Origin of the sequence: Sporosarcina sp. P2 (genome assembly GCF_002743255.1) — a bacterium.
GTDB lineage: Bacteria > Bacillota > Bacilli > Bacillales_A > Planococcaceae > Sporosarcina.
Map to the genome: position 1 here is coordinate 48785 of NZ_PDYY01000005.1, position 19514 is coordinate 68298.

Annotated in this window: 18 protein-coding genes; 16 read left to right on the forward strand and 2 right to left on the reverse strand. The window is 41.6% G+C overall.

What is annotated here, in order from left to right; genetic code table 11:
* Positions 1-120 precede the first annotated feature (120 nt).
* Positions 121-1806, reverse strand: coding sequence for an Rqc2 family fibronectin-binding protein (locus CSV67_RS06935; RefSeq protein ID WP_099630872.1), 1686 nt, complete (start codon positions 1804-1806; stop codon positions 121-123).
* Between the two features lie 400 nt (positions 1807-2206).
* On the opposite strand from CSV67_RS06935, the gene gmk reads away from it, so the two are divergent.
* From gmk to spoVM, 13 genes are all read left to right on the forward strand, one after another.
* On the forward strand, positions 2207-2824 hold the full coding sequence (gene gmk, locus CSV67_RS06940) for a guanylate kinase (RefSeq protein WP_099630873.1): 618 nt from the start codon (positions 2207-2209) through the stop codon (positions 2822-2824).
* Positions 2825-2827: 3 nt separating this feature from the next.
* The gene (gene rpoZ / locus CSV67_RS06945; protein ID WP_099630874.1) at positions 2828-3052 is read left to right on the forward strand and encodes a DNA-directed RNA polymerase subunit omega; all 225 of its coding nucleotides are present in this window, start codon (positions 2828-2830) and stop codon (positions 3050-3052) included.
* Between the two features lie 77 nt (positions 3053-3129).
* Complete coding sequence (gene coaBC / locus CSV67_RS06950; RefSeq protein ID WP_099630875.1) at positions 3130-4350, forward strand: bifunctional phosphopantothenoylcysteine decarboxylase/phosphopantothenate--cysteine ligase CoaBC; 1221 nt, start codon at positions 3130-3132, stop codon at positions 4348-4350.
* Positions 4340-6748: a primosomal protein N' gene (gene priA, locus CSV67_RS06955; protein ID WP_099630876.1), complete on the forward strand. Its 2409-nt coding sequence runs from the start codon at positions 4340-4342 to the stop codon at positions 6746-6748. Before coaBC ends, priA begins: the two co-directional genes overlap by 11 nt.
* Positions 6749-6777: 29 nt before the next feature.
* A complete protein-coding gene (def, locus tag CSV67_RS06960) occupies positions 6778-7269 on the forward strand; it encodes a peptide deformylase (protein WP_099630877.1) in 492 nt (163 codons plus the stop codon).
* Positions 7266-8204: a methionyl-tRNA formyltransferase gene (gene fmt, locus CSV67_RS06965; protein WP_099630878.1), complete on the forward strand. Its 939-nt coding sequence runs from the start codon at positions 7266-7268 to the stop codon at positions 8202-8204. Before def ends, fmt begins: the two co-directional genes overlap by 4 nt.
* Positions 8201-9541 (forward strand): 16S rRNA (cytosine(967)-C(5))-methyltransferase RsmB, encoded by a 1341-nt coding sequence (rsmB, locus tag CSV67_RS06970; RefSeq protein ID WP_099630879.1) that lies wholly within the window; start codon positions 8201-8203, stop codon positions 9539-9541. The genes fmt and rsmB overlap by 4 nt, the downstream gene beginning before the upstream one ends.
* 28 nt (positions 9542-9569) lie before the next feature.
* Positions 9570-10328 carry a Stp1/IreP family PP2C-type Ser/Thr phosphatase gene (locus CSV67_RS06975; protein WP_099630880.1) on the forward strand — a complete coding sequence of 253 codons (759 nt, stop codon included), beginning with the start codon at positions 9570-9572 and terminating at the stop codon, positions 10326-10328.
* Positions 10325-12319 carry a Stk1 family PASTA domain-containing Ser/Thr kinase gene (pknB, locus tag CSV67_RS06980; RefSeq protein WP_099630881.1) on the forward strand — a complete coding sequence of 665 codons (1995 nt, stop codon included), beginning with the start codon at positions 10325-10327 and terminating at the stop codon, positions 12317-12319. The genes CSV67_RS06975 and pknB overlap by 4 nt, the downstream gene beginning before the upstream one ends.
* A 12-nt stretch (positions 12320-12331) precedes the next feature.
* Positions 12332-13213 (forward strand): ribosome small subunit-dependent GTPase A, encoded by an 882-nt coding sequence (rsgA, locus tag CSV67_RS06985; RefSeq protein ID WP_099630882.1) that lies wholly within the window; start codon positions 12332-12334, stop codon positions 13211-13213.
* A gap of 2 nt (positions 13214-13215) precedes the next feature.
* Positions 13216-13884, forward strand: a complete 669-nt coding sequence (gene rpe, locus CSV67_RS06990) for a ribulose-phosphate 3-epimerase (RefSeq protein ID WP_099631027.1) — start codon at positions 13216-13218, stop codon at positions 13882-13884.
* Complete coding sequence (locus CSV67_RS06995) at positions 13881-14534, forward strand: thiamine diphosphokinase (protein ID WP_099630883.1); 654 nt, start codon at positions 13881-13883, stop codon at positions 14532-14534. The genes rpe and CSV67_RS06995 overlap by 4 nt, the downstream gene beginning before the upstream one ends.
* Before the next feature lie 15 nt (positions 14535-14549).
* Positions 14550-14711, forward strand: a complete 162-nt coding sequence (gene spoVM / locus CSV67_RS07000) for a stage V sporulation protein SpoVM (protein WP_099630884.1) — start codon at positions 14550-14552, stop codon at positions 14709-14711.
* A 105-nt stretch (positions 14712-14816) separates the two neighbouring features.
* On the opposite strand, the gene rpmB is transcribed toward spoVM, so the two are convergent.
* Positions 14817-15005: a 50S ribosomal protein L28 gene (gene rpmB, locus CSV67_RS07005; protein WP_029052334.1), complete on the reverse strand. Its 189-nt coding sequence runs from the start codon at positions 15003-15005 to the stop codon at positions 14817-14819.
* Positions 15006-15219: 214 nt separating this feature from the next.
* On the opposite strand from rpmB, the gene CSV67_RS07010 reads away from it, so the two are divergent.
* From CSV67_RS07010 to recG, 3 genes are all read left to right on the forward strand, one after another.
* Positions 15220-15582 (forward strand): Asp23/Gls24 family envelope stress response protein, encoded by a 363-nt coding sequence (locus CSV67_RS07010; protein ID WP_099630885.1) that lies wholly within the window; start codon positions 15220-15222, stop codon positions 15580-15582.
* Positions 15583-15600: 18 nt separating this feature from the next.
* Positions 15601-17256: a DAK2 domain-containing protein gene (locus CSV67_RS07015; protein WP_099630886.1), complete on the forward strand. Its 1656-nt coding sequence runs from the start codon at positions 15601-15603 to the stop codon at positions 17254-17256.
* A 118-nt stretch (positions 17257-17374) separates the two neighbouring features.
* On the forward strand, positions 17375-19414 hold the full coding sequence (gene recG / locus CSV67_RS07020) for an ATP-dependent DNA helicase RecG (RefSeq protein WP_099630887.1): 2040 nt from the start codon (positions 17375-17377) through the stop codon (positions 19412-19414).
* Positions 19415-19514: the final 100 nt, after the last annotated feature.

Consider the following 19514-nt stretch of genomic DNA (forward strand, 5'->3'; position numbering starts at 1 on the left):
GGTCATTTTTTAATGTGGAACGATGATGCATCTTTAAAGAAAAAAGACAGAACAGAAACCTATAATAAAAGGAATTCACTTCTGTCTTAAGATGTTCAAAACATATAGCCATACAGTGCATTATTTCCGTAATTTACGTACTAAATCTTCGTCAGGTGTAACGAACACAGTTTTCTGTTCAAAGTAAATGACGAAGCCTGGTTTTGCTCCTGAAGGCTTTTTCACATGACGAATTTGCGTGTAATCGACTGGGACGGAAGATGATTCCCGGGCTTTGCTGAAGTATGCAGAGAGTGCGGTTGCTTCTTCAATTGTTTGGACGTCTGGATCGGTGTCGTGAATGACGACGTGTGAGCCTGGTATGTCTTTTGTGTGAAGCCATATGTGATCCCGAGCGGCAAGTTTGAATGTCAGGTAGTCGTTTTGTTTGTTATTTTTCCCTACTGAGATCGGAATGCCAGTGGAAGAAACGAATGCTTCCGGTTTCGGTTTCTGTAGTTTTACTTTCTTTTTACTTCTACGAGCACGCATGAACCCAAGTTCTACTAGTTCTTGACGAATTTCTTCAATATCGATTGGTGAAGCTTGATATACTTGCTGTCTGACCATTTCGAAGTATTCGATGTCGTCTTTAGTTTTTTCAAGCTGTTCTGCAATTCGAATCAATGCTGTTTTTGCTTTTGAGTAACGCGAGAAGTAGCGTTGTGCGTTATCAATTGGTGATTTTCTTGGATCGAGTGGAATTGTGACGGTTGTGCCTTGTTCATAATAATTCTCTACAGTCACTTCTTTATCGCCTTTATGCAGCATGTAGCTGTTCGCAGTCAATAATTCACCGTATAATTTCAATGTATCCAAGTCTTGCGCTGTCTCTTGTTCTTTTTGAAGTTTCTTTGTTTTGTTTTCCAATTTGGCAATCTCATTTGATAACCAACGCTCTAGATCGATAGCTTGGGATTTTACGCGTTCCCGTTCTGCCCTAGCAAAATAGACTTTGTCCAGCAACTCACCTAAAGTGGAGAACGATTGAGTGATTCCTTGTGCATGGGTTAATGCAGTTGCGGAAAACAAAGTTTTTCTATCGTTTTCCACGGTAGTGGGTTTCATTGTACGTAAGCTGAAACTCTCAAGAAATGATCGCCACACAGTAAATGATTGATTATCATCCTGTAAACGATATAGCAATTCCGCAGCTGTTAATGGAGAAAAGCCTGCGAAATGCTGTACAATATCCTTTGGTTCTTGTAAAGAATCTACTATTGTATTGAATTCCGTCTCGGTTACTTTGAACGGGTCTACTTTGTCTTGTGGTGGTGCTGGAATATATGGCTGTCCAGGTAAAACAGTCCGGTAACTATTAACGGAAGGCGGTAAATGTTTCATACTGTCAATAATCATATCTCGTGAAGCGTCGAGTAAAATTAAGTTACTGTGTCGCCCCATGATTTCAATGACTAGCTTCCGTTCGATTTGGTCCCCCAATTCGTTTCGAGCCTGGACGTGAATATTCACAATCCGGTCATTCTCATGCTGTTCAATTGATGTAATCATTCCACCTTCAAGTTGCTTGCGTAATACCATACAAAACAACGGTGGCTCAGAAGGATTCGTTAACACTTCATCAGTCAACTGTAATCGTGAAAATGAAGGGTGTAGCGATACTAATAATTTATGATTTTTATTATTAGCTCGGACTTGAAAAATGATTTCCTGTGAATTCGGCTGATGAATCTTCGAAATCCGCCCCGTCTTCAGTTGCTGCAATTCGCTTACTATTGCTCTTGTAAATAAACCATCAAATGCCATACGGATTCCTCTTTCATATCGTTTTGTTCCATTTTAGCACTCATCGTATGATTATGGTATAATATGAACAGATTGCACACATGGGCCTACGTAGTCTAATCAGACAATTTTGTATTAATACTTCTTTCAATTTTAAAAATATAGGATATCTAGTTGATTTTCGTTTCAGGTGGGCGACTCCTGCGGGAATAGCAATTACTTCTGCGATTATAAGCGAAGCGTTATGAGCATGAGCCTTGAGACCCCGCAGGTAGCGAAGCGGACGAGGAGGCTCAAGCCATGCCCGCGGAAAGCGTCCCACCTGGAACGGAAATCAACGGTGCTATCTGCTTTAATTGTCTGGTGTATAGGTTATAGTTAGGTATGACGTGCTAATGAATACATAACAAAGAGGGATTACATGTACAAACATCGAGGACTCCTAATCGTCCTTTCTGGTCCATCCGGCGTCGGAAAAGGAACCGTACGAAAAGAATTATTTACAAGTCCGGACACCAACTACGAATACTCCATATCCATGACTACTAGAAACCCGCGCGAAGGTGAAGTTGACGGCGTTGACTATTTCTTCCGATCAAAAGAAGTATTTGAAGAAATGATCGGAGAAGGAAAGCTTCTCGAATATGCGGAATATGTAGGGAACTACTACGGAACTCCACTCGACTACGTTAACGCAACGCTCGACGCTGGTCGTGACGTATTCCTTGAAATTGAAGTAGTCGGTGCAGCCCAAGTGCGTGAAAAAGTACCAAACGGCCTATTTATTTTCTTAGCACCTCCAAGTTTAAGTGATCTAGAAACTCGTTTGATTGGGAGAGGTACGGAAGCATCTGACATCATTGCAGACCGTGTATTAAAAGCAAGAGAAGAACTCGAAATGATGCATCTGTATGATTATGTAGTAGAGAACGACGAGGTCTCCAAAGCATGTGATCGAATCAATGCAATTGTTACGGCAGAGCATTGCAGAAGAGAACGTGTGGAAATGAGATACTTACAAATGTTGGAGGGAGAATAAACTATGTTATATCCATCAGTTGATTCACTAAAAGGAAAAGTTGATTCTAAATACACTCTGGTTACACTGGCAGCTAAGCGCGCACGTGAACTACAAGAAAAACAGAACGAATCACTTCATTCATACCGATCAGTAAAAAGTGTTGGTAGGGCTCTTGAAGAAGTGGCAGCGGGCGTCTTAATCAACATAGCAGCAGATGAATCAATTATTTATGAAGACGAAGTTTGATTTGAAATAAAAAACAACTCCCTTGGAATTCAACCGTTCTCAGGGAGTTTATTATTTTTAGAAAGGACGAGAGTTCCATGAAGATAGATAATAAAAATATTTTACTCTGCGTAACAGGTGGTATTGCGGTTTATAAAGCTGTTGCACTCGTCAGCAAATTAAGTCAGACAGGCGCGAATGTAAAAGTTGTGATGACTGATTCTGCGAAAGAATTTGTTCAGCCATTATCCTTTCAAGTCATGTCAAGAAACGATGTGTATTTTGATACATTTGATGAAAAAGATTCCCGTGTCATTGCGCATATTGATTTAGCAGACTGGGCAGATTTAGTAGTCGTTGCGCCTGCAACAGCTAACGTAATTGGCAAGCTTGCACACGGAATTGCAGATGATATGGTAACGACTATTTTACTTGCAACACAAGCAGACGTTTGGATTGCGCCTGCAATGAATGTACATATGTATGCCCATCCCGCTGTCATGCGTAATATAGATCAATTGCATAGGGATGGCTATCAGTTTATCGAACCGTCAGAAGGTTTTTTAGCTTGCGGTTATGTGGGTAAGGGGCGTTTAGAAGAGCCCGAAAAAATTACGGAGTTAATTTGCAAGCATTTTAATGAAGGATCTTATCAACCTTTATGTGGTAAAAAAGTTGTGATTACAGCTGGTCCGACTCGTGAACGTATAGATCCTGTCCGCTATGTATCTAATTTTTCAAGTGGCAAAATGGGCTACGCAATGGCGGAGGCAGCACAGAAGCTGGGTGCACAGACTGTACTCATTTCAGGACCGGTCGAGCTATCGGTTCCATCAGGCGTCCATGTGATCCATGTAGAAAGTGCTGCTGAAATGTTCGATGCTGTAATCAGTCAGTATGATGATGCGTCCATTGTAGTAAAATCGGCAGCTGTTGCAGATTATCGACCGAAAAACATACATGATCAAAAAATGAAGAAAAAAGATGGCGATGATGTACTGGAATTAGAGCGGACGACTGACATCCTAAAAACACTTGGAAAACGCAAAGAAAATCAATTGCTAATTGGCTTTGCAGCTGAAACGACGGATGCGATTGCCTACGGACAGAAAAAATTAGAATCTAAAAATCTAGATTATATTATCGTCAATGATGTCACGGATCCTGGTGGCGGATTTGGCAGTGAAACAAATGTTGTGACATTGATTTCTAGAGAAGGAGAAACTATTCCTTTTGCCGCCATGCCAAAAACTCAACTGGCCGAACGGTTATTTGAAACCATCCTTCAGCATGAAAGTAGTAAACTGCATGATTGCTGAAGTCATTGTAGATGTAGCGGCCTATCCGATTGACCGGCCATTTGATTATGTAGTACCTATCGATTGGGAACATGTGATGGAGCCGGGTTTACGGGTAAAAGTACCTTTTGGTCCACGAAAAGTAGCAGGCTATGTGACGGGTATCAAAGTAGAAAGCCAACTAGACCAAAATAAAATTAAACCGCTCGCGGAGATTATAGATTTAGAGCCGGTGCTGTCTGCGGAATTATTAGCTTTGTCGAAATGGTTGGCAACGGAAACGATCGCCTATGAAATCGATGCACTGCAAGTCATGTTACCAGCAGCTATGCGTGCTAAATATGAAAAGATTATGACTGTCATCAAACCAGATGAGCTTGATGAATCATTCCGCGCGTTTTTAGGCAATCGCAAACAAATCACCTTAAAAGCACTTCAAGATGCGAATTTATTAAATGAAGTAAAGAAATATAATAAACTAGGAATTGTCGAAATTGATACGGCGATCAAACAGAAAACCAAAATGAAAAAAGTGCGAATGATTCATGTGCCGGATGCGAAACAACTTGAAATGGCGTTAGAAGAAGTACATCCAAATGCAAAAAAACAACAAGAACTACTTCGTTGGCTGTTGCAGCATCCGACAGAAACAATAGAAGCGAGTAAAATCCTCGATGAATCCGGAGTTACCGCTACTGTATTGAAATCACTTGTAGATAAAGAGATAGTAGAACAATCGCAAGTGGAAGTGTACCGAGAATTAGAAACACCCAAAATGCAAGATAGTGGCAAGCCGGAACAACTAACAGACGAACAGCAAGTAGCCCTTTCCGCTATTGAACAGTCGAGTGACAACAATATTCAGGAAACCTTTTTACTTCATGGTATTACAGGAAGTGGTAAGACGGAAGTTTATTTACAGGCTATCGATCACGTGTTGAAGCAAGGGAAAGAAGCGATTGTGCTAGTGCCTGAGATCGCATTGACACCTCAAATGACGGCTAGATTTAAAGGGCGTTTTGGGGAATTAGTTGCGGTTTTGCATAGCGGTTTATCTGCGGGCGAAAAGTATGATGAATGGCGCCGAATCCATCGTGGTGAAGTGAAAGTTGCAATTGGTGCACGTTCAGCAGTATTTGCTCCCTTCATGAATTTAGGATTATTGATTCTCGATGAAGAACACGAGACTACCTATAAACAGGAAGAGTCACCCAGGTATCATGCACGTGATGTAGCGATTTGGCGTGCTGAATACTATCAATGTCCTGTTATATTAGGAAGTGCGACACCGTCATTGGAGTCTTATGCTAGGGCTTCCAAAGGGGTGTATTCATTATTAACATTATCCAAACGAGCCAAAAACCAATCTTTGCCAAGTGTTGAAGTGGTAGATATGCGAGAAGAACTAAAAGTAGGAAACCGTTCGATGTTTTCTGTAGCGCTTGCTGAAGGGATTCGCGAACGATTAGCAAGGAAAGAACAAATTGTCCTGCTGCTTAATAAACGTGGGTTTTCGAGCTTCGTTCTCTGCCGTGATTGCGGAACAGTTGTCGAATGTCCAAACTGTGATATTTCATTGACGTACCACCGTGCCAGTGAAAGTTTAAAATGCCATTATTGTGGCCATGAAGAACCGGTACCTTCCGAATGTCCGGAATGTACAAGCGAGCATATTCGGTTTTTTGGAACAGGAACACAAAAAGCGCAAGAAGAATTATATAAATTGGTACCTGAAGCCCGCGTAATACGGATGGATATCGATACGACGAATACAAAAGGTGCCCATGAACGTTTGCTATATGATTTTGGTGAAGGAAAAGCAGATATTTTACTTGGAACACAAATGATAGCCAAAGGACTGGATTTTCCGCGTATAACTTTAGTAGGCGTATTGGCAGCTGACACATCTCTCCATTTGGCCGATTTCCGCGCTGCCGAGAAAACATTCCAATTATTGACGCAAGTGAGTGGTAGGGCCGGTCGTGATCAATTACCTGGTGAAGTAGTCATTCAGACATATGATCCTGAGCACTACGCAATTGAATTATCCAAAACACAAGATTTTGTACCTTTTTACGAAATGGAAATGGATAGAAGAAGACAACTTGGTTATCCACCGTACTATTACGTGACGGTTGTACAGTTTAGTCATGAAGATGTATTAAAAGCAGCTGACTATGCACACAAAGGCACTGAATTTATGGCGGAGCGACTATCACAAGGCACAGTCATCATTGGACCGACAGCAGCTGCTATCAGTCGTCTCAACAATAGATATCGATACCAATGTTTGATAAAATACAAACGTGAACCCGCACTTATACCGGTTCTGCAACAACTTTTGAAACACTACAAAACAAGTTGGGCAAAAGATGGCTTGGTCATGTCGATTAACCGTGAACCAACATCGATCTTTTGACCTTTCTACGAAGAAATGAGGAAATTATTTTGACTATATTAACTATCATTAAGCACCCATCATCTATTCTCACGACTCCATGTGAGGAAGTGACTGTATTTGATGATGAATTGGGTATCTTACTAGATAATATGCATGAAACGATGATTGAACATGACGGCGTGGGTATAGCTGCTCCACAAGTTGGTAAATCGATTCGTGTGGCAATAGTAGACTTCGATGAAGGACAAGATATTATTGAAATGATCAATCCTGTCGTCACGGCAACTGGAGGATCTGAAGTAGAAGTAGAAGGATGCTTAAGTTTCCCTGGATTGTTCGGAGAAGTAGAGCGTCCTTTCCATGTAAGGATTGAAGCACAAGAACGTAGTGGTAAGTTATATGAATTAGAAGCAGAAGGCTATGAAGCGCGTGCAATCTTACATGAGATCGATCATTTGAACGGCGTTCTATTTGATAAGAAGATTCAACGTGTCGTTGATCCATCTGAATTCGAAGACGAAGAGGAGGATGACGAATGACAAAAATCATTTTTATGGGGACGCCTGAATTTTCTGTAGGTGTTTTGAAGATGCTATACAATGAGGGATATGAGATTCTTGCCGTCGTGACACAACCGGATCGTCCAGTTGGCCGTAAGCGCGTATTGACTCCACCTCCTGTAAAGGAAGAAGCGGTGCGTTTAGGACTTCCTATCATTCAACCTGAGAAGCTAAAAGGCTCTGCAGAGTTACAGGAAATCCTCGAACTGCAACCTGATTTAATAGTAACCGCTGCATTCGGTCAATTGCTTCCGAATGATCTTCTCGTGGCGCCTAAACTCGGCTGTATAAATGTTCATGCTTCTTTATTACCTAACTATCGTGGAGGCGCACCGATTCATCAGGCTGTTATCGATGGCCAAAAGGAAACGGGTGTCACGATCATGTACATGGCGGAGAAACTGGATGCAGGTGATATCATTTCACAAGTTACCACTCCAATTGATGAAACAGATGATACGGGAACGATGTTTGCAAAACTATCTGTAGCAGGAACAACATTATTAAAAGAAACATTACCATCGATCATTGAAGGCACGAATGAGCGTATAGTACAGGATGAGACGCAAGTAACGTTTGCTAGAAACATCTCGAGAGAACAGGAACGAATTGATTGGACAAACTCAGCTAGATCCATCTATAACCAAGTACGGGGGTTACACCCTTGGCCTGTCGCCTATACAAAGTTTGCTGGTGATCAAGTGAAAATTTGGTGGACCCAGTTGGAAGAACAAGTTTCAGATGCACCACCTGGAGAAATTATCGGTTTGGAAAAGGACCGTATTATTGTGCAGACAGGTGAAGGAGCATTAGCAATTACCGATTTACAACCAGCAGGAAAAAAACGAATGACAGCTACCGTATTCTTAAATGGAATCGGATCCAAATGGCAAGTGGGAGACACGTTTGAATGACAAATTATAAAAAGAAAATTTGGCGCGGTAATGTACGTGACGCGGCATTATCCATGTTGATGCAAATTGAAGAAGAGCAAGCGTATAGTAATTTATTGCTTCATAAAACGATTGAAATTTATAAACTTCAACCAAAAGACCGTGCGTTATTGACGGAACTAACTTACGGTACATTACAACAACAAATGACACTGGATTATTATTTAGCACCATTTGTTAGAGGGAAACTACAACCATGGGTACGACAGCTACTTCGTCTGTCCGTTTATCAAATCATTTACTTATCTAAAATTCCTGAGCACGCCGTTGTCAATGAAGCAGTGAAAATTGCGAATAAGCGTGGACACAAAGGTGTTTCATCCATGGTCAATGGTATATTGCGCTCGATTTTGCGTGAAGGCGTACCTTCTTTAGATGAAATAGATGACCCTGTTACTCGTTTGTCTATAGAGACAAGTCACCCTGAATGGTTGATCCGAAGATGGATTGAGCAATACGGCATGGAAGAAGCAACCGCTGCGGCAGTTGTCAATAATCAGCCACCCATCACGACTGCTCGAATCAATAGAACGAAAACCAATATAGGTGAAGTAATCGGCTTGCTGAAAAAAGAAGGGATTACTGCAATAGCTGGCACTCTTTCTGACAGCAGTATCCAAGTAGAGTCAGGTAATCTCGCTTCCACAGAAGTGTTTAAACAAGGTTTGCTGACAATTCAAGACGAGAGTTCTATGCTTCCGGCTATCGCATTACAAGTGGAGCCAGGTATGCGTGTACTAGATATGTGTGCGGCTCCCGGCGGCAAGACCACACATATTGCAGAACGTATGAAAAACGATGGCGAAATTCAAGCACATGATCTGCACCCCCATAAATTACGATTAATTGAACAAAATGCAGAGCGTCTCGGGTTGACTTCCATTCATACAAATAGTGGGGATAGCCGAGAGTTATTGAAAACATATGAACCTCAATCTTTCGACAGGGTGTTAGTAGATGCGCCGTGTAGCGGGCTAGGGGTTATTCGCAGAAAGCCTGAAATTAAATATAAAAAAACTTTACAAGATATTGAAAATCTGACAGTCATTCAAAAAGAACTACTTGAAGTTGCCTGTCAGTTGGTCAAAAAAGACGGACTTTTAGTATATAGTACATGCACGATTGATAAGTCAGAAAATGAAGAGATAGTGGAATGGTTCTTGAGAGAGCAACCTGACTTTGCACTCGTCCCGCACCATATTCAGGAAGATGACAATGATTCTCAATACTTACAAATATTACCACACGACCATCAAACTGACGGTTTCTTTGTAGCGACGTTACAAAGAATTCACTAACCTGACCAATTGGAATGGAGGGTAGCCTATGGAATATGAAATACGGTCAGACACAGGACGAAAGCGAACTGTCAATGAAGATGAAGCCGCCGTATTCGTTCATCCTGAAATGCAGACGGTACTTGCAGTTATTGCTGATGGAATGGGCGGTCATAAAGGCGGAGATTATGCCAGTTCCACAGCGGTGCGTATGATAGGCGAGCGATTCATGTCCGCCGACGAAGAAGTCGTAACAAAGCAGGATTGGATTGACTTGTTGTATGATGCGGTGGTCGATATTAACCAGTTATTGTATACAACTGCCCAAGCAGATGCCACGTATAAAGGCATGGGTACTACGCTAGACCTTGCACTAATATTGGATGATCACTGTGTAGTTTTTCATGTGGGCGACAGCCGAATTTATCAAGTGACAGGCAAAGCGATTCGCCAAATAACAAAGGACCATTCTTTTGTTAATGTGTTGATTGATAGCGGAGAAATTACGGAACAAGAAGCCGAAGTCCATCCGCAACGGAATTGGATTATGAAAGCGGTCGGTTCAGAGAAATCTATTGTACCTGATCGCTACTCATTTTCATTATTGTCACAGTCGTATGTATTACTTTGTACAGATGGTTTAAGCAATAAAGTCGAAAAGGAAACTATGCTCGATATTATGTCAAAGCAAAGTTCTTTAGCAGACAAAGCAGATGAGTTCATTGCCTTGGCGAACCAGCGTGGTGGGGAAGACAATATTACAGTAATATTGCTGGCTATACCTGAAATTGAGGTGACTCCGGTATGATTGGAAAACGAATCGGTAAGCGATACGAAATTATTCGGGTGATCGGTGACGGAGGTATGTCCAGAGTTTACATGGCGCATGATATCATTCTCGACCGCGATGTAGCAATCAAGGTATTGCATTATGATTTTTCCAACGAAGATGAATTGAAAAAACGGTTTCAGCGCGAAGCACTTTCTGCTACGAGCCTGACACATCCCAATATTGTAAATATTTTCGATGTCGGTCAAGAAGACGAACTCCATTACTTAGTGATGGAATACATAGCCGGCAAAACACTAAAAGACTATATCCATACCCACGGCGCATTATCGGCGGACCATGCTGTATCTATTATGAAGCAGCTTGTATCTGCCATATCACACGCTCATCATAACGGTATTGTTCATCGAGATATTAAACCTCAAAATATTTTGATGAACGGTGAAGATGACGTAAAAATAACAGACTTTGGAATTGCCATGGCTTTAAATTCAACGGCACATACGAAGACAAACTCTGTTATTGGAACTGTCCATTATCTGTCTCCTGAACAAGCCAGAGGCGGTATGGCTACGAAACGATCAGATATCTATTCACTCGGTATTGTATTTTATGAATTACTGACAGGGGAATTGCCGTTTTCAGCGGAGACAGCGGTAGCGATTGCATTAAAGCACTTGCAAGAAGAAACACCATCCGTCCGTGAACAGTATCCTGAAATACCTCAAAGTGTAGAAAACGTCATTTTAAAGGCAACAGCTAAAGATTCATTCTATCGCTACACGACTGCAGATGACATGTATGATGATTTACTAACTGTTTTATCTCCAGAACGATTAAATGAAAGAAAATTCGCCTTGCCGTTTGATGATGATAAGACAATGGCTATTCCTGTTATTAAAGACGTTGCGAAATCCGCTGTTGTGGAAGACACAATGAAAATAGATCCTGTAAAACCCGAATTAGTAGCACCTGTGAAAAAGAAAAAGAAGAAATGGCCGTATGTATTAGTAAGTAGTATTCTGCTACTTGCGATACTGGCATTCTTTTTGGTTATGATGATGAAACCAAAAGAGATTATCGTACCTGAAGTAGTAGGGGAAGAAGAGCTTGTTGCGACAGAGATACTCGAAAAAGAGGGCTTTGTTATAGATGAGCGTTTTGAAGAGACGTCCGACGAGTACACAGCAGGACAAGTTATTAAAACAGTACCTCAAGCGGGAAAGAAACGTAAAGAAGGAGACGGTGTGAAATTATTTATTAGCGCCGGGAAAGATCCTATGGTACTTAGTGATTATACGGGCCGTAACTTTGAAGCGACTAAACGCTTTTTAGATGGCTACGGATTTTTACCTATTGAATCAGTTGAAGTCTATTCGGATGAGCCAAAAGGAACGATTCTTAGCCAGCAACCTGAAGCGGATCAGTCTGTTATCCCTGAGGAAACAGAGTTAATCTTCACTGTAAGTAAAGGCAAAGAGTTGCAATCTCTTGATGATTTATCGGGTATGTCTGCAAAACAACTAGAAGAGTATGCGAAGAAATCCGGCCTGAAAATTCACATCGTCAGTGAGGAACATTCAGATAAAGTGGATAAAGGATATGTCGTTTCTCAGAAACCTTCCAAAGGGGAAAAAATGGAGAAAGGGGAACGGGTGGATGTCGTAGTTTCGAAAGGGCCTGCATCCAAGCCGATTAAATTGTTGGTGAAGACCGTGATGATCCCGTATGACTATCCTGAAGAATCAACGGATGAAGATGATGGAGATGAAATAGATTCAGAAACAGAACCGAAACCTCAATTGGAGCCGATTCCTCAGAAAGTCCAGATTTATATACAGGATCGCACACACACGATGAATGATCCTGTCGAGGAATTTGAGATTACAGAAGATACGACACGTAAGATTACGATCGAACTTCTTGAAGGCGAGCGCGGAGGATATAAAATCATGCGTGATCAAACGGTGATTGAAGAAGATAAATTCAACTATACAGATTTAGAATAGAGGAGGAGTTCGATGGCTGAAGGCCAAATTCGTAAAGCAATCAGTGGCTTTTATTATGTAGAACAGAATGGGAATTTAATTCAATGTAAAAGCCGGGGCGTTTTTCGATTAAAGAAAATTAATCCCTTGGTAGGAGACTTCGTTACGTATGTACCTGACGGAGCCAATGATGCGACGATTACAGATGTCCATGAGAGGAAAAGCGAGTTAGTCAGACCGCCCATTGCCAATGTAGATCAAGTATTACTGGTCTTTTCGGTCGTGGAACCCAATATGAGTCTTCGTTTACTCGATCGTTTCTTGACAGTCATTGAATCACATCAATTAGAACCAATTTTGTATATTTCTAAAGAAGATATCGCCAACCCTAATACACTAGAAGAAAATGAAAAAAATCTCGCGTATTATCAACATATCGGTTATACCGTTTTGCGTAATGTCGAGAACAAGCATTCATTACTCGAAACACTGCGCCCGTATTTTAGTGGTAAAACTACTGTACTAGCAGGTCAGTCCGGAGTGGGCAAATCCACGTTATTAAATACGTTATTACCTGAATTGCAACTAAAAACCGGTGTGATCTCCGACGCGCTTGGACGGGGGAAACACACTACACGCCATGTAGAGTTATTGGAAGTGGCGGATGGCTTGGTAGCCGATACACCTGGGTTTAGCTCTCTCGATTTTGAACATATCGAAAAAGAAGAACTGCGGGATTATTTTGTGGAGATCTCAGAAGCGGGTGAAGGTTGTAAATTTAGAGGATGTCTTCATGTCAAAGAACCGGGTTGTGCAGTTAAAGCACAAGTAGAAAAAGGAATCATTTTGGAAGGTCGCTACGAAAATTACTTACTGTTCTTGCAAGAAATTACGGATAGAAAGCCGAGGTATTGATTATGATAAAAATTGCACCATCTATTTTAGCCGCAGACTTTGCTAGACTTGGTGAAGAAGTGAAAGAAGTAGAAAAAGCAGGAGCTGAATTAATTCACATCGATGTAATGGACGGACATTTCGTACCGAATATCACGATGGGTCCCATTGTCGTCGAAGCGTTGCGACCATTGACGGAGTTACCGCTAGATGTCCATTTGATGATTGAAAATCCAGATGCTTATATCGAGGACTTTGCGGCGGCGGGTGCAGATTATATTACTGTACACGTAGAAGCATGTCCACACTTGCATAGAACACTCCAATTAATTAAATCGACAGGTGCGAAACCAGGTGTAGTATTGAATCCTCATACACCGGTTGAGCAAATCATGCATGTCCTTGAAGATATTGATATGGTATTGTTCATGACAGTCAATCCAGGTTTTGGTGGACAGTCGTTTATTCATTCCGTCTTACCAAAAGTGAAGCAACTCTCCGATATTATCAAAGAACGAAATCTTTCTATTGAAATCGAGATTGATGGGGGTATCAACGAAGAAACAATCAAACCTTGTGTGGAAGCGGGTGCGACTATTTTTGTTGCAGGTTCAGCAATCTATGGGAAAGAAGACCGGGCAAAAGCACTCCAAGCTATTAAATCAGCAGGTGAGAGTGTGATGGTGAAATGAAATATGCTATCGTGTGTGCAGCAGGCCCTATAGAGGAAGTGGTTGACTTAGCTGAATACGTTCAAGAAGATACTGTGTACATCGGTGTAGATCGCGGTGCTTTGTATTTATTGGAAAAAGGCATTCAGCCCAATGAAGCAGTTGGCGACTTCGATTCTGTGACGGAAGAACAGTTAAAACAAATCAACTCGAACGTAGAAATTGTCCATCGTGCGAATGAAGACAAAGATGAGACAGACACAGAACTGGCTGTACAGCGAGCGCTTGCATATGAACCTGATTATATTATTTTGACCGGTGTGACGGGTGGTCGCTTGGATCACTTACAGTCTGCTTTGCATTTATTGTATCGCATGCAAGCGGAAAATCGTAAAGTGAAATTCAAGATACACAATACTACGAATGATATCCGTGTCATGCTTCCTGGCGTGAGACGTGTAAAGAAAGACACGCGCTATCCATACACTTCCTTTTTCTCGTTTGGCCCCGTCGTGACAGGGTTGACGTTGACAGGATTCAAATATGAAACGGTGAATGAACGATTAGAAATGGGGGTAACACGTTTTACAAGTAATGAAACAGTGGCGGATGTTTGTACTATCTCTTTCCGTGAAGGCATATGCTTAATGGTAAGGAGTTCAGATTCCTGAAAGGAGTTGGGGGATTTGCGAGTATACACATTCACGCTTCCGAAGTTTGTCAGTAACATTGTAAGAAAGTGCGCAGTAGCTTTCCAAAAGGACAGCCGTACAAAAACAACCGTTGCTGCCAATCCAAAAGCCACCAAGACAAAAAAACGCAAAAAAGAAAAATCACAAAGCGCCTAAGAAGGTGCTTTGTGTTTTTTCTTTTTTAGGGAAGCAAAAAAGCGCCTTGATGGTAATTCCTCCAACATCTGTCGAGGCTACCCAGGCGCTTTCAGCTTTAGATTATTATACTCGTTGTACTTTGCCTGATTTCAAAGCTCTTGCAGATACCCAAACGCGTTTAGGTTTGCCATCGATTAGGATTCTAACTTTTTGAAGGTTAGCGCCCCAAGTGCGCTTGCTAGAGTTCAAAGCGTGTGAACGAGTGTTTCCAGAACGAGCTTTACGTCCAGTAATAACACATTGTTTAGCCATTTTAGTTCCTCCTCGTGAATTTATTTAGCGATTCACGTTACAATTCGCATACCATAGTACTTTATCATAAGCTTCGTATCGATGCAACAATTTTTTTTGATACTTTCAAGGTTTTTTCCTTTACACTATATTTTAACGGTTTCAATACTTTCATTCCTGATGAATTCCCGTATAATGTACGTATGATGTGTCTAGAGATGGGAGGAGAAGAGGAATGTCAATCGAACTGAGAAATGAGCATGGTACGATAGATATTACAAATGATGTAATTGCGCAAGTGGTCGGAGAGGCTGCGGTCGAGTGTTATGGAATTGTGGGGATGGCTTCTCAGCACCAAATTCGCGATGGGCTTACAGAAATTCTTCGCAAAGAAAACTATTCTCGTGGCGTAATTGTTCGTAACGAGGGAGATGCATTCCATATCGATATCTACGTCATCATGAGCTATGGCACGAAAATTACTGAAGTGGCCTATCAAGTACAATCAAAAGTGCAATATATAGTGAAAACCACGTTAGGTTTATCAGTAAGTTCAATAAATATTTTTGTTCAGGGAGTTCGTGTAACGAACGTGTAAAAGGAGGCCTTTAAGTCAATGACTTCAATCAATGGATTGCAATTTGCGAAGATGGTAGAAATGGGTGCGCATCATCTTCATCAAAATGCAGATTATGTGGATTCTTTAAATGTATTCCCGGTGCCAGATGGTGATACGGGAACGAATATGAATTTATCCATGACATCCGGTGCGAAAGAAACAGAAAGAAATGCGCAACAACATATTGGCTTGACGGCACAGGCATTTTCAAAAGGATTGCTAATGGGTGCCCGTGGGAATTCTGGAGTGATTTTATCCCAGCTATTTAGAGGATTCAGCAAGCAAATTGAGAATGAAGCAGAAGTAAATGTAAAACAATTTGCGGAAGCACTTAAATATGGTGTAGATACAGCTTATAAAGCTGTTATGAAACCTGTAGAAGGAACCATTTTGACAGTCGCTAAGGATGCAGCCAATGCAGCTGTTGAGCATATAGAAGAAACAGCGGATTTAACAGCGTTACTAGAAATTATTGTAGAAGAGGCCAAGGAATCGCTGAAACGGACGCCTGATCTATTGCCGGTTCTAAAAGAAGTAGGAGTAGTAGACAGTGGTGGACAAGGTCTCGTATATGTATATGAAGGATTTTTGGCATGCCTAAAAGGTGAGGACTTACCTGAGAAGGTGGTTATGCACTCAATGGATGACCTAGTGATGAATGAGCATCACCGCAGTATACAAGGCTTCATGAACTCAGAAGACATCGAGTTCGGCTACTGTACGGAATTCATGGTCAAATTGGATTCGGGTAAGTTGCTTGACAAACCATTTGACGAGGCAACATTCCGTCAAGACTTAAGCGAACTAGGTGACTCACTGCTCGTCATTTCAGATGATGAAGTAGTAAAAGTACATATTCACACTGAAGAACCTGGAGATGCTTTATCTTATGGACAGAAATATGGTTCATTGACGAAGATGAAGATCGATAATATGCGTGAGCAACACAGTGATATTATGAATCGGGATGAAGCGTCCACAGCAAAGCCGGTTCAGCATAAATACGCAATTGTAACGGTTTCGATGGGTGAAGGTATCGCAGAACTACTGAAAAGTATCGGGGCATCTGCCGTGATTGAAGGCGGTCAGACGATGAATCCATCTACGGAAGATATCGTCAAAGCGATTCAGGAAATCGGTGCGGAACGCGTATTGATCTTGCCAAATAATAAAAACATCATTATGGCGGCTGAGCAAGCGGCTGAAGTGTTGGAAATTGAAGCGGCAGTTGTGGCAACGAAATCCGTTCCGGAAGGTTTAGCGGCTATTTTGGCATTTAACCCCGAAGCGACAGTCGAGAAGAACGCGAAAGCAATGTTACAAGCGGCTTCTACTATTAAAACTGGTCAGGTCACTTATGCTGTTCGTGACACATCGATTGATGGTGTAACGATTCATAAAGATGACTTCATGGGAATCGCACAAGGGAAAATCACTAGCTCTAATTCTTCTTTAGAGGATGTAACGAAGAACCTCATTTCTTCCATGATCGATGAAGAAGATGAGATTGTCACGATTATTTATGGTGAAGATGTGACACATGAAGAAGCAGAAATGATCAGTAGCTATATCGAAGAACAATTCGAGCATGTGGATATAGAAGTGTACGCTGGAAAACAGCCGCTCTATCCATATATTATCTCTGTTGAATAAATACATTACGTTGTCCTGTAAGTGGGGGCAACGTTTTTATTATCCTGTCTTTTCATGGTAAACTAAAAAAGAGGAACATTCGTTTTCCAACAAGGTATGGAAAGGAGGTAATTTTCACGTGGAGAACATCTTTAAAAACAGTGTAGGTACAGTAAAAGGAATAGGCAAAACGACAACTGAACAATTCGGAAAGCTGGGAATTCTGACGATTGAAGATTTGTTATATACTTTCCCATATCGCCATGAAGATTTTCGTATGACAGATTTGACTGAAACACCGCATGGCGAGCGTGTCACAGTGGAAGGTCGGGTAGAGTCCGAACCGACAGTATTTTATTCCGGGAAAAATCGCTCCAGAATGCAAGTCCGTTTATTGGTCGGCCATCATTTGGTGAAAGCTGTTTTTTTTAATCAACATTATTTAAAAGATCGTCTGCCCACAGGAATGCAAATAAATGTTACCGGTGCATGGGACCGTGGTCGTCAGACGATTACGGTGAATCGTTTACATGCCGGTGAGCAGACTGATTTTGAGCCGGTTTATAGTTTGAAGGGAATTATGCATCAAAAAACGTTTCGTCGTTATATGCGTACAGTCATAGACTTAACTGCCAAAGATATAGAAGAGACACTACCGCGTGAGATGCTGGATGTATACAAGCTACCTTCTATAGCTGAAGCATTGGAGATGGTCCACTTCCCAACTAAAGCTGAAGACGTTAAGCATGCCCGGAGACGTTTTGTTTATGAAGAATTATTGCTGTTTCAATTGAAAATCCAAGGAATGAAAAAGTTGCGCAAAGAACAGGAAAAAGGACTCGTCATTCAATATGATTTGAATTTATTGAAGAAGTTCATTAGTACATTGCCATTCGAATTAACAAATGCGCAAAAACGTGTGGTGAATGAATTATGTGCAGAGCTGAAATCACCACTCCGTATGAATCGTTTACTGCAAGGGGATGTGGGGTCAGGTAAGACAGCTGTCGCAGCCATAGCGCTATATGCAGCGGTTACTGCAGGATTCCAGGGCGCATTGATGGCACCGACGGAAATATTGGCTGAACAACACGCTGAATTATTAGCCAACTGGTTCGAACCATTCGGTGTGACTGTTGCTTTTCTTGCTGGATCTACAAAAGCGAAAGCAAGAAAAGAGTTGTTGGAACGCTTGGAAGCCGGGGATATTGACTTGCTAATCGGAACGCATGCACTCATCCAACCTGAAGTGCAGTTTCATAAACTAGGCTTTGTTGTGACGGATGAACAACACCGTTTCGGAGTGCAACAACGTCGTGTTTTGCGAGATAAGGGCTTAAACCCCGATGTACTATTCATGACAGCGACTCCTATTCCGAGAACATTAGCGATTACGGTATTTGGTGAAATGGACGTTTCGATCTTAGATGAACTACCGGCAGGACGAAAAGAAATCGAAACACATTGGTTGAAAGAAGACTCCTTACTACCTGTGTTACAGAAAATGGAGAAAGAGTTACGTGCAGGAAGGCAGGCGTATGTCATTTGTCCTTTGATCGAGGAATCTGATAAATTGGATGTCCAAAACGCAGTCGAAGTACATGCCGAATTGAGTAATTATTTTGGTGGACGCTATAATGTGGGTTTGATGCACGGTCGATTACCTCCAGCCGAAAAGGATCAGGTCATGAGGGAATTCAGTGAAGGACAGTTAAATATCCTTGTTTCCACGACAGTAGTAGAGGTAGGTGTCAATGTGCCGAACGCAACTTTCATGCTGATTTATGATGCAACAAGATTCGGTCTGGCTCAGTTACACCAATTAAGGGGACGTGTAGGGCGAGGATCAGATCAGTCGTATTGCGTATTGCTCGCTAATCCGTCAACAGAAGAAGGAAAGATGCGCATGCAATCGATGACGGAAACGAACGACGGATTTATTTTAGCTGAAAAAGATTTGGAGCTACGCGGGGCAGGAGATATTTTTGGCAAGAAACAGAGTGGAATGCCAGAGTTTAAAATGGCTGACTTGGTCCATGATTTCAAGGCACTCTCAATAGCGCGTGATGATGCGGAACGCTTGTTGAATTCGGATGCGTTTTGGACAAATGACGAGTACGCAACGTTACGCGGACGTCTTGAGCAATCGGGTGCACTCACTGATAAGCGGATAGACTGATAGATGTGAACGTAGTATATTCGATAACCTCTTGCAATCTCATTTACCTCTTTATATACTTAGTATTAATACCAAGTGCTAATCTAAAGGGGTGTAGTAA

Bases quoted from the DNA above. Each gene is read 5' to 3' on its own strand.
- CSV67_RS06935 (WP_099630872.1), bottom strand. From the start codon at position 1,806: ATGGCATTTGATGGTTTATTTACAAGAGCAATAGTAAGCGAATTGCAG.
- gmk (WP_099630873.1), top strand. From the start codon at position 2,207: ATGTACAAACATCGAGGACTCCTAATCGTCCTTTCTGGTCCATCCGGC.
- rpoZ (WP_099630874.1), top strand. From the start codon at position 2,828: ATGTTATATCCATCAGTTGATTCACTAAAAGGAAAAGTTGATTCTAAA.
- coaBC (WP_099630875.1), top strand. From the start codon at position 3,130: ATGAAGATAGATAATAAAAATATTTTACTCTGCGTAACAGGTGGTATT.
- priA (WP_099630876.1), top strand. From the start codon at position 4,340: ATGATTGCTGAAGTCATTGTAGATGTAGCGGCCTATCCGATTGACCGG.
- fmt (WP_099630878.1), top strand. From the start codon at position 7,266: ATGACAAAAATCATTTTTATGGGGACGCCTGAATTTTCTGTAGGTGTT.
- rsmB (WP_099630879.1), top strand. From the start codon at position 8,201: ATGACAAATTATAAAAAGAAAATTTGGCGCGGTAATGTACGTGACGCG.
- CSV67_RS06975 (WP_099630880.1), top strand. From the start codon at position 9,570: ATGGAATATGAAATACGGTCAGACACAGGACGAAAGCGAACTGTCAAT.
- pknB (WP_099630881.1), top strand. From the start codon at position 10,325: ATGATTGGAAAACGAATCGGTAAGCGATACGAAATTATTCGGGTGATC.
- rsgA (WP_099630882.1), top strand. From the start codon at position 12,332: ATGGCTGAAGGCCAAATTCGTAAAGCAATCAGTGGCTTTTATTATGTA.
- rpe (WP_099631027.1), top strand. From the start codon at position 13,216: ATGATAAAAATTGCACCATCTATTTTAGCCGCAGACTTTGCTAGACTT.
- CSV67_RS06995 (WP_099630883.1), top strand. From the start codon at position 13,881: ATGAAATATGCTATCGTGTGTGCAGCAGGCCCTATAGAGGAAGTGGTT.
- rpmB (WP_029052334.1), bottom strand. From the start codon at position 15,005: ATGGCTAAACAATGTGTTATTACTGGACGTAAAGCTCGTTCTGGAAAC.
- CSV67_RS07010 (WP_099630885.1), top strand. From the start codon at position 15,220: ATGTCAATCGAACTGAGAAATGAGCATGGTACGATAGATATTACAAAT.
- CSV67_RS07015 (WP_099630886.1), top strand. From the start codon at position 15,601: ATGACTTCAATCAATGGATTGCAATTTGCGAAGATGGTAGAAATGGGT.